At 52.0% G+C, this 13786-nt stretch carries 11 protein-coding genes; 9 read left to right on the top strand and 2 right to left on the bottom strand.

The genetic code is table 11. The features are described from left to right. The 4 genes from QSV34_RS14760 to QSV34_RS14745 form a co-directional block, all read left to right on the top strand. On the top strand, window positions 1–1274 hold a 1274-nt coding region (locus QSV34_RS14760), incomplete at its 5' end, for an RHS repeat-associated core domain-containing protein (protein ID WP_289155968.1). Beyond that, the gene (locus QSV34_RS14755) at window positions 1271–1588 is read left to right on the top strand and encodes a hypothetical protein (protein ID WP_289155966.1); all 318 of its coding nucleotides are present in this window, start codon (window positions 1271–1273) and stop codon (window positions 1586–1588) included. The genes QSV34_RS14760 and QSV34_RS14755, both read left to right, overlap by 4 nt. A 40-nt stretch (window positions 1589–1628) precedes the next feature. Beyond that, a complete protein-coding gene (locus QSV34_RS14750; RefSeq protein ID WP_289155964.1) occupies window positions 1629–1865 on the top strand; it encodes a hypothetical protein in 237 nt (78 codons plus the stop codon). 199 nt (window positions 1866–2064) lie between these two features. Continuing rightward, window positions 2065–3039 (top strand): LysR substrate-binding domain-containing protein, encoded by a 975-nt coding sequence (locus QSV34_RS14745; RefSeq protein ID WP_289155962.1) that lies wholly within the window; start codon window positions 2065–2067, stop codon window positions 3037–3039. Here QSV34_RS14745 and pabB read toward each other — a convergent pair. Both pabB and QSV34_RS14735 read right to left on the bottom strand, forming a co-directional pair. After that, complete coding sequence (gene pabB, locus QSV34_RS14740; protein ID WP_289155960.1) at window positions 3025–4374, bottom strand: aminodeoxychorismate synthase component I; 1350 nt, start codon at window positions 4372–4374, stop codon at window positions 3025–3027. The genes QSV34_RS14745 and pabB overlap by 15 nt on opposite strands. 97 nt (window positions 4375–4471) lie before the next feature. Beyond that, window positions 4472–5428, bottom strand: a complete 957-nt coding sequence (locus QSV34_RS14735; protein ID WP_289155958.1) for a GNAT family N-acetyltransferase — start codon at window positions 5426–5428, stop codon at window positions 4472–4474. 89 nt (window positions 5429–5517) lie between these two features. Here QSV34_RS14735 and QSV34_RS14730 point away from each other — a divergent pair, with 89 nt between their 5' ends. The 5 genes from QSV34_RS14730 to QSV34_RS14710 form a co-directional block, all read left to right on the top strand. After that, complete coding sequence (locus QSV34_RS14730) at window positions 5518–6432, top strand: LysR family transcriptional regulator (protein WP_289155956.1); 915 nt, start codon at window positions 5518–5520, stop codon at window positions 6430–6432. Between the two features lie 72 nt (window positions 6433–6504). Then, the gene (locus tag QSV34_RS14725) at window positions 6505–8625 is read left to right on the top strand and encodes a type I secretion system permease/ATPase (protein ID WP_289155954.1); all 2121 of its coding nucleotides are present in this window, start codon (window positions 6505–6507) and stop codon (window positions 8623–8625) included. 2 nt (window positions 8626–8627) lie between these two features. Beyond that, window positions 8628–9983, top strand: coding sequence for an HlyD family type I secretion periplasmic adaptor subunit (locus QSV34_RS14720; protein ID WP_289155952.1), 1356 nt, complete (start codon window positions 8628–8630; stop codon window positions 9981–9983). Between the two features lie 330 nt (window positions 9984–10313). Continuing rightward, window positions 10314–11633: a TolC family outer membrane protein gene (locus tag QSV34_RS14715; RefSeq protein ID WP_289155951.1), complete on the top strand. Its 1320-nt coding sequence runs from the start codon at window positions 10314–10316 to the stop codon at window positions 11631–11633. An 82-nt stretch (window positions 11634–11715) separates the two neighbouring features. Then, a partial coding sequence (locus QSV34_RS14710) for a retention module-containing protein (protein ID WP_289155950.1) occupies window positions 11716–13786 on the top strand: 2071 nt, incomplete at its 3' end.

Here is a 13786-nt window from a genome sequence, read left to right as displayed (position 1 = left end):
CCACCTTCGACAGCAGCATCACCACAAGGGGCTTTACGGGCCACGAGATGCTGGATGAAGTGGGTGTGATCCATATGAATGGGCGGATTTACGATGCGAAGATTGCCAGGTTCTTGCAGGCGGATCCATTCATTCAAGATCCGTTGAATACGCAGTCGCTGAACAGGTATGCGTATGTTTGGAATAACCCACTCAATGCAACAGATCCCAGTGGTTATTTCGTATTTACTCTCATTGCAGTGGCGTTAACAGCGGCAGAAGTGGCCGTTGGAGTATACGCAATAGTTGCATTTGGTGTCGCGGGTTTCTTGGATGCTTTAGTGCAAGGCGCTAGTTTTGGTGACGCATTAAAAGCTGGTTTTTCAGCTGCTGTTTTATCGGCAGTGGGAGGGCAATATAGTCCAGGGGCAGGAGGGTTCGGGTGGAACCCGGCTACATTTAAGTATGTAGCAGCTATGTCTATTACTTCTGGTGTAACCTCGGTGCTCCAAGGTGGAAAATTTGGCCATGGCTTTGCATCAGCTGGACTTGGGGCAATAGCTGGCGGGGCTATCAAACTTGGTTCCAATATTAATGTTGCAGTTAGGGCAACAGTTAGAGCAGTTATCGGTGGAACTGTGTCAAAGTTATCTGGCGGTAAATTTGCGAATGGAGCAATTTCGGCAGCCTTTTCTGAAGTTGCTAGTGATTTCGGTCATTCTTTCAAAGATAACGACTCTGAGATAGTTGCCGGTGATGAAGAAGTTGCCACAGGAAATAGTCATAAGAAGAAAGAGAGTAAATACTACACTGTAGATGAGAAAGGTCGGAAATCTCAAACTGATTCTCAAAGGCGAAAACAATTTAAAGATAATAATTTAAAGGAGGGGGAGATCACGAAGTCGGAAAAAGCAGAAATTAAAGCTGTGTTATCCATGGATGAGGTGAAAGAGGCTTTAGAGTTATATTGGTCTGAAGCGCAAGCATGTGATTGTGAACCTTTTGGTGTGAGAGTATATAGGTTAACTTCAGATAGTGGAGAGGTGACATATAATGTAGGTATATATGGCGAACCGACACCAAATGGTCGAGGTATTAGGAATATTGAGCCTGTTGTGCAGTTTCAGGGCGAGTATGCATGGGAGCACGCATTTGATTTGCATGCCCATCCAAGTGGTACGCGACGGCCATCTTTTAGTGATGTAAATAGATCTAGGAATAATTCTGGGCAGCTAGGTGTTATCCAATATAGAAAAAACAGGTTTAACTTCTATAGAGGGGTTGATAGAAAATGAGAATTCTTTGCTTGATGTTGATGTTTCTCTTAACTCTAGGATGCACATCTATAAAAAATATATGTACGGAATTTGAATATTCTCAAGAAATAAAAGCTGTGGTCATAGAGATTCTACAAGATAGATTTTCAGGTGATTACCTGCACTTTAATTTTAACAATCCCACCATATTTCATGGTGAAAAAGGGTATGTAGAAATTATCGTTGCGAGTACAGTCAAAGTTAAAGGGAGGGAGTTTGGTTTTGAACCATCAATTTCTTTTGTTTTCTCGTGTGAAACTAAACAATTAGATCATGTTTATGAATTTATTTAAGAGGCCTCTAAACAACCTCTAATACAACCAGTACGGCTACATGGACTGGGTGGGGGATGCCATCAACGGCAGCAACGGCCAGCCTCTCACCACCTACCGCACCATCACCGCCATGGACGAACGGGGCAACGTCACCCATGAAACCCGAAAAGGGGACAACCCGAAAAGGGGACACCCGAAAAGGGGACAGATTTATTTTTTGAAAAATCGCCTCGGTTATAGCTGGAAATTCACCATTCAACGCCTCACTAGCCACCTGTTGGGGGATTGTTTTTGATCTGCTGCTGACTGAGAATTAACCACCAATCTGAGCCAACCGTTCCCTTTGCCCCAGTGGCATCGTCTACAAAGCCACCAGCGAAAGGGCCAAGGGTGAACAGAGCCAACAGTAATTTTTATCTCAAAAAGCTATAAAAACTTTGGCACTTATGCCAATTGGCTTCTATGCTGAAAGTAGGAATAGCATGGGGGCACTAATGAAACTGCAGCAATTTCGTTCCATCTGGGCGGTAGCGCACCACCAGTTGAATATCTCTGAAACCGCCAAAACCCTGTTTACCTCGCAACCGGCTATCAGCAAGCACATTATGCTGCTGGAAAATGAGTTGGGTGTGGAGATTTTTTCCCGTCGTGGCCGCCATATGGTGGAGATTACTCCCGCAGGGGAAAAGATTATCCAGATTGCCGGTGAGGTGCTGAAGCACGTGGACAGCATTCGTCAGGTGGCGGAGGAGTACAGTAATCCGGATAAGGGCAGTTTGCGCCTGGCGGTGACCCATATGCAGGCCCGTTATGTGATGCCTCAGGTGATTGAGCAGTTTCAGCAGCGTTACCCGGAAGTGGCCATTCAGTTCCAGCAGGAGAGTCCCGACCATGTGGCGGAGTTGGTGCGCGAAAGTCATATGGATATGGTATTGACCAGCAACGAATCTGTAGAAAGTCAGGACTTAGTGTTGTTGCCCTGCTTTCGTTGGCGCCAATCTTTGGTGGTGCCTAAAGATCATCCGCTGGCTCAGCTGGGGCAGCCAACGTTGGCAGAAGTGGCAGAGTTTCCATTGATTACCTACGCCAGTCATTCCGCTGGTCACAAGGAAGTGGAGCAAGCCATGTGCAACCGTAAGATACAGGCAAATATCGCCTGTACGGCATCAGACTCCGACGTCATTAAAAGCTGTGTGCGTATGGGAATGGGGGTTGGTGTGCTGGCCACCATGGCGGTGGAAAAAGCCGATCAGCTGGATTTGGCGGTGATAGACGCCAGCCATTTATTTACCCCATCCACCAGTTATCTGGGTATTTGGCGTCACGCGTTTTTGCGGGAGTTTCACCACCACTTTATCGAATTGTTGGCGGCCCAGCTGGACAGGGAATTAGTGGCGCAGGTAAGGCAAACGGATTCGCCGGATAAACGTCACCGTTTGCTGAAATCCGTTGAGCTACCGCTGCTCTAAACACTTCATCAGTCGTTCCACTTTATCCAGGGATTCCTGGTACTCGGCGCTGGCGTTTGAGTCGGCGACAATGCCACCGCCGCCCCAGCAATGCAGGGTTTGTTGGTCCGCTACCAGAGTGCGAATAGCGATGTTGAAATCCATACGGCCGCAACGGCTGATGTACCCCAAGCTGCCGCAATATACGGAGCGCTGGCAGCTTTCCAATTCATCGATAATTTCCATGGCTCGGCGCTTTGGTGCTCCGGTAATGGAGCCGCCGGGGAAGCAGCCCTGCAATAACTGCAGGCGGGTTTTATCGTCCGCCAACTGGCCGGTTACTGTGCTCACCAGATGATGGACGTTGGCGAAACTTTCCAGTGCAAACAAATGTGGCACTTCAATGCTGCCCGGGTGGCAGGCTTTACCCAGATCGTTGCGCAGCAAATCCACAATCATCAAATTTTCCGCCCGATCCTTGGCGCTGTTAATCAACTTGTCCGCATTGGCCAAGTCACTTATCGGGTCAGAACCGCGGCAGATGGTGCCTTTGATGGGCTTGGTTTCGACCTGACCACTTTGGTTGACCCGTAGCAGGCGCTCTGGCGATAACGACAGAATCGCCTGGTTTTCAGCGTTGTTTTGCCACTCCATATAGGCGCTGAATGGAGAAGGCGTTGCCTGGCGCAAGTGCTGGTAGGCGGCAAAACTGTCTCCCTGGAACGGTGCAGAAAAGTGCTGGGCAAAATTTACCTGGTAACAGTCGCCAGCGAGAATGTAATCGTGGATGCGATCGATGGCATGGTGGTATTCATCCGCACTGATGCTGGCGCTAAACGGCTGCTGCAAGCGAAACGGCTCTTTTACCGCTGAGGGAGTCTCCTGAAAGTTGGCGACAATGTTTTGGATACGTTCACGAATATCGTCGGGGCAGCTATCGAGAAAACTGAGCTGAGTAGACTGTTGTTGGTGGTCGCTGACCAGTGACCAGTGATACAAACCCAAACGCATCAATGGCAATTTTGCCACTGCCTCACGGCTGCTGTTGATGCCCTCGTAATGGGCGCCCAGGTCGTAGCTGAAATAGCCTGCCAAACCGCCGACAAAAGGAACACTCTGAGCCGCTACAGGGGGCTCCGGCAGTTTATTCAGTAATTCCTGTGCCTGGGCAAAGGCATTGAGCTGTTGGTGTTCAATAGTCAATAGCTCGGAAGGCGCTGCGGTGATTATGTCAAAGCGGCCATAGGCACTGGCCGGTTTGCCACTGTCAAACCAGATGGCATCGGGCAATGCCCGCAGTGCGTTAAAAATGGCACTGCAGTCGGCGATATAAGGCAGGGGAATGGTGTGGTGCATTCGGAGTGACTAAAAACCCTTGGCAACAGTAGGGTGGGTTAACGCAGCGTAATCCACTTTATGGGAAAGTCACGCATTCTAATGATATGTGCAAACTCTAGCCAGATATATTCAGTTGCTGCACTTCCACCGGAACTGGCGAGCGTTGCCACAACGCGTCAAACAGTTCCTCTTGATGGCGCACGTCAGCGGCGGCTTGCTGCAGCCATTGGCCAACTTGGTCGGGGCCTCCGCCAGAGCGTAATAATTGGTCGTCATCCAGCAATACCATCGTTGGCCAATCCGGTGTGGTGTCGCGGCGGTCACACTGGCGAATCTGGAAACGGCTATCCAGGGTTCGTTGCAGTGCCAATAGAGGATGCTGGCGGCCACTGTCTGGGTCGATATCGCGTATCAGCAACTGTACCTCGCAGTTTGATGAGTTGTTCAGGAATTGCCGCAGCGCTTCACCGCTATGGATGCTTGTCAGCAAGTCGTCATCAAACTGTTCGGAATACCAGCGAATCTTGCGGCGGGTAATGGCAACGGCTTTTTGCAATGCCTGGCTCAGGGCGCTGAAGTTTTCCAGTGGTGTGTTTATGACGCTGCTTTCTCTGGCGCGATGGCGGTAAGGGCCAAGATCCAACTCCATGGCCTGGTGTTTAATGCCCGCTTCATCAAAGACATCGCCAAACGCCACAAAACCAAATTGTTTGTAGAACGCCAGGGCGTGGCACTGAGCGTGCAGGTGCAGGCGTGTATGCCCCTCGCTGCTGGCATCGAGAATAATGCGTCGCAGCAGCGCTGAACCCACACCGGTTCCCCTGTGTTGTGACAACACCGCCATTCTTCCTACCTTGCCGCTGGGCTCAAGGCGTGCAGTGCCAATGGCCTGGCCATCTGCGCCATATGCCAGCCAGTGAGCACTGAGCGGTTCTTTGTCGTCGATCTCTATATCAACGGGCACTTGTTGCTCTTCCACAAAAACCGGCTGGCGGACACTCATCAGCAATTGCTGATCCTGCTGCCAGGTTGCGGGCTTGATAGTGAGGCTGGTGAATTCGATGTCTTCCATTTTTCTAGTATGTGTTTATGGACTCTCTGGTGCCAGATGCCTATCATGAAGAAAATTCAATATTCGAATCAACATGTTGATTTATTTTTATGATTGACCTTCGCCATTTACGCACTATCCGGGCCCTTGAACAGGGGGGCTCTCTGGTCGAGGCCTCGGAAATACTGCATCTCACCCAATCAGCGCTGTCCTATCAGCTCAAGGAGGTGGAAGACCGTATTGGCATGCCACTTTTTGTGCGTAAGTCGCGGCCGTTGCGCCTGACGAATGCGGGCCAACGCCTATTGCAGCTGTCGCAGCAGGTGTTGCCATTGATTGAAAAGGGCGAGCGCGATCTCAAGCAGATCACTGAAGGGCGGGCAGGGCGCCTGTATATGGCCATCGACTGCCACAGCTGCTTTGATTGGCTAATGCCTTCCATCAATCGTTTCCGAGACAGCTGGCCGGATGTGGAGCTGGATTTGAGTACCGGTTTCAGCTTTGAACCATTGCCGGTACTACTGCGCGGCGACCTGGATTTGGTGGTGACTTCAGACCCTCAGGCGATTGAAGGCATCCATTATGAGCCATTGTTTCGTTATGAAGTGAAGCTGGCACTGCCGAAAGAACACCACTTGGCAGAGGCTGGTTTTGTGGAGCCTGCGCAGCTGGCGGACCAAACGCTGATTACCTATCCCGTCGAACCCCAGCGCATGGATGTGTTCAAACACTTTCTGACTCCGGCAGGTGTTGAGCCAAAGGGCATTCGCACTGCCGAACTCACCTTGATGATTGCCCAATTGGTGGCCAGTGGCAGAGGGGTGGCAGCACTGCCCAACTGGGCGATGGCCGACTATACAAAGAACGGTTTTGTGAAAAGCTGTTCTCTCGGGGAAGACGGTTTATGGCGCACGCTGTATGCAAGTGTCAGGGAGGAACAGAAAAATAGCGCCTATATCAACGATTTTCTGAATACTGCACGAGACGTCAGTTTTGAGACATTGCAGGGTATTAAACGACCGTAGGGCAATTGTTGCTACTGTAGCCAACAGGTAGAATCTGTACCGTAGAAAAATAAGATTCAGGACATAACAATAATGACAACGCCCACCGGACAAGGCCTGCTTGAATGTTTGCTGATCGCAGCAAAACTGGAAGGGCGCCCCACCACTGCTGCAGCGCTGACCTCCGGGCTTCCCTTGGAGGATGGCAAGCTCACTCCGCAATTGTTTGTCCGCGCCGCCAACCGCGCCGGTATGGCAGGTCTGCTGGTGGAACGCACCCTGGATACCATCAAGCCCGCAGCGCTGCCCAGTGTGTTGATGCTGAAGGACGGCAACGCGGCGGTACTCACAGAACTGGATTTTGAACACGGCTTTGGGGTGTTGGTATCCCCGGATGAGCAGTACCAGCAATTCTCGCTGGATGAGCTGGCCGAGGTTTACGACAATCATTTGTTCTTGCTGCGCCCCATGCAGCAGTTCGATCAGCGCTCCCCGAAAATTTACCCCAATACCGGGCAACACTGGTTTTGGGGGGTGATTAAAAGCTCTTCAAGCATCTACCGGGATGTACTGATTGCTTCTCTGTTGATCAACCTGTTCGTGCTGGCCCAGCCGCTGTTTGTGATGAACGTGTACGACCGGGTGGTGCCCAACAACGCCTTTGAAACTCTGTGGGCGCTGACCATTGGTATTTTCGTGGTTTATCTGTTCGACCTGTTGCTCAAAGGCTTGCGCAGTTATTTTGTGGAATTGGCGGCGAAGCGCTCTGATGTGATTTTGTCGTCACAGCTGTTTGAGCGGGTATTGAACCTGAAAATGAAGCATCGCCCTGTGTCTGTAGGGGCTTTTGCCAATCGCCTCCACGAATTTGATGCGCTGCGCAATTTTATTACCTCATCCACCATCCTCACGTTAGTGGATATTCCCTTCCTGATTCTGTTTGTCATTGTGATGGCCTTCCTGGGGGGCTGGTTGGTGGCGGTGCCATTGCTGGCTCTGCCCATTGCCGTGGTTTACGGCATTGTGGTGCAGAAAAAGCTGCGCCCGGCCATCGAAAACGTGATGCGCGCCAGTTCCCGCAAAAATGCCATTCTGGTGGAAGGGTTGATCGGCGTGGAGACCGTCAAGTCTCTGGGGGCGGAGAGCAAGGTGCAGCACAATTGGGAACAGTCTGTTGGTTACGTCTCCCAGTGGGGGCTGCAAACCCGCGCGACTTCCAACACCGTGCTGCAAGTGGTGCAATTTCTGCAGCAACTGGCGATGGTGTCGGTGGTGGTGTGGGGTGTTTATCTGATTGCCGATCACTCCCTTTCCCTGGGTGGGTTGATTGCCTGTGTCATTCTCAATGGACGAATCATGGCTCCTCTGGGGCAGATTGCCGGATTGCTGAGCAGCTATGATCACGCCGAGGCCACCCTGAAGTCGCTCAATGAAATTATGGCGTTGCCGGTTGAGCGGGATCACAACAAGCGCTTTTTACATCGCCCGGTGCTGCGTGGCGATATCCAGTTTAAAGGGGTGACTTTCAGTTATCCGGAACAGGCCAACCCGGCATTGTCCAACATCAATATCCAGATTCGCGCCGGCGAACGGATTGGCATTATCGGCCGTATTGGCTCCGGCAAATCGTCGCTGGCCAAGTTGTTGTTGAGGCTGTACGAGCCGGGCAGCGGCTCAGTGACCATTGATGGTTTTGATCTACAGCAGGTGGATCCGGCGGACACCCGCAACAACATCGGTTACCTGTCCCAGGATGTCACCCTGTTTTACGGCACCATTCGCGACAACATTGCCTACGGCGTGCCCGCTGCAGAAGACGCAGAAATTGTCGCCGCCGCCGAAGGTGCCGGCGTGGCGGACTTTATCAATCGCCACCCACTGGGCTATGAAATGCCGGTAGGGGAGCGCGGAGAAACCCTTTCCGGCGGGCAACGTCAGGCCATTGGCCTGGCTCGTGTATTACTGCGCAACCCGCAAATTTACCTGTTGGATGAACCTACGGCCTCTATGGATATGGGCAGTGAGCAGCGCATTCGCGAGCAGCTGAAAGTGGTCACTGCTGGTAAAACCCTGATTCTGGCCACTCACAAAAGCAGCATGCTGGAATTGGTGGACCGCCTGGTTGTGCTTGACCAGGGGTCGGTGGTGGCCGATGGCCCGAAAGATCAAATACTTGAAGCCCTTAAAGAGGGCAAACTGGCGAAGAGAGGCTAAACGTGAACCTTAAAAAACTCTCCCGCTATCTGGACGACACCAAAAGCGTCGACCTGAAATACATGTCCTACTCATCGGAGGCGATGCTGCAACAGTCGCCAGTGATGAGCCGCCTGTTGCTTTGGATCGCCGGGTTATTTCTGCTGGTGATGGTGGTGTGGGCTTCCTTTGCCAATATTGATGAGTTCACCCGCGGCGATGGCAAGATTGTGCCCTCCAGTGATATTCAGATAGTACAGAACCTGGAAGGCGGCATTCTGCTCGATCTGATGGTCAATGAAGGTCAGCTGGTGGAAGCGGGCCAGGCATTGTTGAATATCGACGATAAAACCTTTTCTGCGGACTTTGGCGAGCTGACCCTGGAAATTAACCAGCTCTCGGTGCGTGCCGCCCGCCTGCGGGCTGAAGCAAGTGGAACATCACTGAGCGACGAATTGGCAAAACTGCAAGGGGAGCAGAATGAAAGCCTGATTTCAGAGCAGCGCCAACTTTATCAGGCAAGGCAGCGGGAATTTCGCTCCAAAGCCAATGCCTTGCAGCAGAAGATTACCCAGAAGAAGCAGGAATTGTCCGCAGCCAAAGCCTCCCGCGAAAACCTCTCTCGCAGCTATGAACTGCAATTGAAGGAATTGGAACTCAATCGCCCGTTGGTGGCAGACGGTGCTGTCTCCCAAGTGGAGTTCCTGCGCCTGGAGCGCCAGACAAACGATAAGCTGGGTGAGCTGAACAAGGTAAAACTGGAAATTCCGCAACTGGAATCTGCCATCAGAGAGGCCGAGCAAACCGCTGCGGGCTTTGCCGAAGAATTTGCCGGCAAGGCTAGGGCCGAACTGACTGACGTGCTCGCCGAGCTTCAATTAAAGCAGGAAAACAGCCAATCCCTAGAAGACAAAGTGTTGCGCCGCATTGTGCGCTCGCCGGTCAAGGGCATGGTAAAGCAGCTTAAGGTGAAAACCATTGGCGGTGTTATTCAGCCGGGCATGGATTTGGTGGAAATTGTCCCGGTAGAGGATTCGCTGTTGGTGGATGCACGTATTCGCCCGGCAGACATTGCTTTTATCCACCCTGGACAACCCGCACTGGTGAAATTCACTGCCTATGACTTCTCCATTCACGGCGGCCTGGATGCGGAGGTTGTGCAAATCAGCCCCGATACCATCGTCGATGAAGAAGGGGAGAGCTACTACCAGGTGCGCCTGAAAACCGCCGGTGCCTATATTGGCAACGGGGATCAGGAGCTGCCTATCATCCCCGGCATGGTCGTCAATGTGGATATTCTCACTGGTCAGAAGACCGTTCTCGATTACATCCTTAAACCCATACTAAAGATGAGGGAATTGGCTCTCAGAGAGCGTTAATTTTCATATATCTAATACTTTATTACCCCTAAGTGGTTCTTTAGTGCTATTTAATGGCGTTGATTCACAGGCAAAGTGTGACTAATATCACACTTTAAGATTATGTCGGGCTGAAATTAACTCGAGTTTTTGGCAAATTAGCTGAGTTTCATGGTGTAAACGCTTGATTTTAAATGTAACAAATAAGTAACAACACTTTGAAAACAAACTCAGATATAAGCTGAAAGTTCATAATACTGATTCATTTAGTGTGTGAACCCTGATATTTCTCAGCGACACATACAACAATAAACATTGAGTTTGATAAGACTGCTTTACAAGGATTCAATCATGGCAAAGCGCACACTGCTTTCAATCTTCTCCCTGATGTTCACTGGTGCGGCATTGGCCGACACGTTGAGCGTTGAACAGGCGGTTAACATCGCACTACAAACCAATCCGGAAATTCGCCGCGAACAGCGTGAAGTGGACGCTCGCGATCGCGAGGTACGCCAGGCATTGGCCAAATACTACCCAACTCTGGATCTGGTAGCCGCCTACGGCTTTCAGGAGCGTGACCCGGTGGTTGGACGCGACCCCTTTACCGGCGAACTGCCTCCCGGCCGCACTCGCAATGAGTTGGAGCGTAGCGAGTTGCAGCTGAACCTGAGCCAATTGGTATTTGACGGTTTTCGTACCCAAAGCGAACACCGCAACCAAAAAGCTCGCCTGAAAAGCGCCCAACACCGCACCGAGTCCGTTGCTGAAGATATTTCCTTGCGCGTGGTTCAGGTGTATATCGATGTGCTCAATAGACAGCAGATATTGGATATTGCCAAGGAATCCCTGGCTTTCCATGAAGATGTTTACAAGCGTATGGAAAAGCGTTTTGATTCCGGTGCTGGCAGCAAAGCAGACCTCAGCCAGATTTCCGGTCGTCTGGCGCTGGCCAAAACCAATCTGGTAACCGCCACCAACAACCTGTTGGACGCCCGCATCAACTTCCAGCGCGTAGTGGGCCGTTTCCCTGAAGAGGGCGAATTGGTCACTCCAGGCAGTTACGGCAAAGCGTTGCCCACGACGGTTGAAGAAGCCGTAGCGCGCGCCTCAGCCAACCACCCGCTGCTGAAAACCGCCGAAGCGGATGTGGAGGCAGTTCAGGAAACCTACAAACAAACCAAAAGCTCTTTCTATCCCTCCCTGCACATCGAAGCTCAGCGGGACTGGAACGACAACATCAACGGCGTGGAAGGGCGCATCAATGACACTCAAGTAATGCTACGTCTGCGCTACAACATTTTTAACGGTCAGGCGGATGTCGCTCGCAAACAGCAATTTGCCCATCTGGTAGAACAGGCCCGCGAAGTACGTAACAACGCCCGCCGCGCGGTGGAAGAGGAGTTGCGACTTTCCTGGTCTGCCCACGAAGCGCTGGCCAAGCAGCTGCCTGCTTTGAGAACTCATGTTGAAGATTCTCTGTCTACCAGGGATTCCTATACCCAACAGTTTGATCTGGGTCGCAGAACGCTGCTGGATTTACTGAATACTGAGAATGAGTACATTGATGCCCGCATTGCCTACCAGCAAGCCCGGCACGATGTGTTGTTTAGCGAATATCGCATTCTTCGCTCCACTGGTGACTTGCTGGGAACCATGGGTGCAGGGCTTTAATCGTATACAGATAAGAACAGTAGTCAGCTAGCGGCCATTTACAAAATGGTCGCTGCTTTAGGTGACAGATAAAGGTGAAGCAATGGAAACTCAAGATATGAACAACGGAACATCCAACCCCATAGGTATCGTTAACGGAACCGATGGCGGTGTTCTGGTAGCGGTTTCAACCGGCGGTGTGGCCCGCGACCTGAAGGTCGGCGACCCTGTATTTGAAGGGGAAGCGCTGCGTGTTCATAGCACTTTGAGAATTGACGTTGCTGACATCCAGGGCGACCTGCAGCAGCAAGTTTACTCCGCCCGCAACAGCATCGCCTTTGCTGATGGCTCCATTCGTGAAGTGCCTCCCCAGGGTATTGCCAATCTTGATGCCAACAGCTTTTTGCAGATGGCGGAATTAGGGCCCGAGCAAGGGCAGGGCGCTCCAACCTTTGAAGAACTGATGGCGGCGCTGGAAAACGGCGAAGACATTAACGAGCTGCTGGATGCCACCGCTGCCGGCGAGCAAACTGCAGGCAGTGAAGGTGAGCTGGGCCAGAGTGTGCGCTTTGACCGGGTAGAGCAGAGCGTCTCCCCGGAAGCCGGCATTGACCCGGACATTGCCTTTGCCACAGTGGCTGCCACTCAGGATCAAGACATTCTCGGCGATGCCGTCAATGCCATTCCTTCTTCGCAAGACATATCCGCTCAGAGTGGCAACGATGGTGAATCCATTGCCTTCAGCGTTGCCAGCAGCTTTACTGACCCGGATGGCCAACTGACTTTCAGTGCCGAAGGCTTGCCCGAAGGGCTTAGCATTGACCCTCAAACAGGAGTAGTCAGTGGCACCATCGCCCCAGATGCCAGTGGTCAGAACAGTCAGGACTACAGCGTTACCATTACTGCCACCGATACCGGTGGTGCGCAGGTTTCAGAAACCTTTACCTGGACAGTCACCAACGTGCCACCAGTGGCACAAAGTGATGACTTTTCCATCGATGAAAGTACCCAGTTGCAAGGCAATGTACTGGCTGACAACGGCAATGGTGCCGACACAGACGGTGGCCAGGATAGCGATGCCCTAACCGTATCCACTACGCCATTATCTGGCCCCAGCAATGGTACGTTGCAACTGAACACCGATGGCAGCTTTACCTATACCCCAAATGACGGCTTTGTTGGCACCGACAGCTTCACTTACTCAGTCAGTGACGGCCAAGGCGGCGAAGACAGCGCCACAGTGACAATCGCTGTACTCGATGCAACAGCGCCTGTTCCCACTATCGTTCTGAACCCTGTCACCGACGACAATACTGTCAATGCCGCTGAAGCAAGCGGCGATGTTGCCATTAGCGGTATCGTGGGTGGCGAATTTAACGCTGGTGACACAGTTACCGTTACAGTCAACGGCAATAGTTTCACTGGCACTGTCGATGGTTCTGGTGCTTTCAGCATCGATGTGCCCGGCAGTGACTTGGCTGCCGACAGCAGTGTTTCTGCAACTATTGATACGGCCGATGCCGCGGGCAACACCGGCAGCGCCAGTGTGACTTCCAGCTACAACGTAGACACCACAGCTCCACTGCCCACGATTTTTGTAAACAGTATTACTGCAGACAATGTTATCAACGCTGCAGAAGCAGCCGGTACTGTATCCGTAAGCGGTACAGTTGCAGGTGAATTCAACCCCGGCGATATCGTGACTCTGGTTGTCAATGGCACCAACTTCACTGGTGCCGTCGATAATTCAGGCAACTTCAGCATCGACGTACCTGGAAATACACTGGCGGTAGACAACAGTGTAGAAGCCTCTGTGAGTACAACAGACGCAGCAGGTAATACTGGAACTGCCAGCATTACGCAAAATTACAGCGTCGATATAACAGAACCAGTGCTGGCTATAAGCACCAGCGATGCGGACCTCACCGCCGGTGAGACCGCCACCATCACCTTTACCTTCACCGAAGTCGTCAGTGGCTTTGTGGATGGCGACATCAGCGTCAGTGGTGGCACCCTGGGCGCGATCAGCACCAGCGATGGCGGCGTCACCTACACCGCGACCTTTACCCCGACCGCCGACAGCGACGGTACCGCCACCATTGCCGTGGCCGACGACAGCTACGCCGATGCGGACGGCAACCTGGGCACCGGCGACAGCCTCGACATCGAACTGT

It is taken from the genome of Porticoccus sp. W117, from assembly GCF_030341905.1.
Taxonomy (GTDB): domain Bacteria; phylum Pseudomonadota; class Gammaproteobacteria; order Pseudomonadales; family Porticoccaceae; genus SCSIO-12696.
Note: the sequence above shows the minus strand (reverse complement) of the source record. Positions and strands in the feature narration are given on the sequence as shown.

Bases quoted from the DNA above. Each gene is read 5' to 3' on its own strand.
- QSV34_RS14755 (WP_289155966.1), top strand. From the start codon at position 1,271: ATGAGAATTCTTTGCTTGATGTTGATGTTTCTCTTAACTCTAGGATGC.
- QSV34_RS14750 (WP_289155964.1), top strand. From the start codon at position 1,629: ATGGACTGGGTGGGGGATGCCATCAACGGCAGCAACGGCCAGCCTCTC.
- QSV34_RS14745 (WP_289155962.1), top strand. From the start codon at position 2,065: ATGAAACTGCAGCAATTTCGTTCCATCTGGGCGGTAGCGCACCACCAG.
- pabB (WP_289155960.1), bottom strand. From the start codon at position 4,374: ATGCACCACACCATTCCCCTGCCTTATATCGCCGACTGCAGTGCCATT.
- QSV34_RS14735 (WP_289155958.1), bottom strand. From the start codon at position 5,428: ATGGAAGACATCGAATTCACCAGCCTCACTATCAAGCCCGCAACCTGG.
- QSV34_RS14730 (WP_289155956.1), top strand. From the start codon at position 5,518: ATGATTGACCTTCGCCATTTACGCACTATCCGGGCCCTTGAACAGGGG.
- QSV34_RS14725 (WP_289155954.1), top strand. From the start codon at position 6,505: ATGACAACGCCCACCGGACAAGGCCTGCTTGAATGTTTGCTGATCGCA.
- QSV34_RS14715 (WP_289155951.1), top strand. From the start codon at position 10,314: ATGGCAAAGCGCACACTGCTTTCAATCTTCTCCCTGATGTTCACTGGT.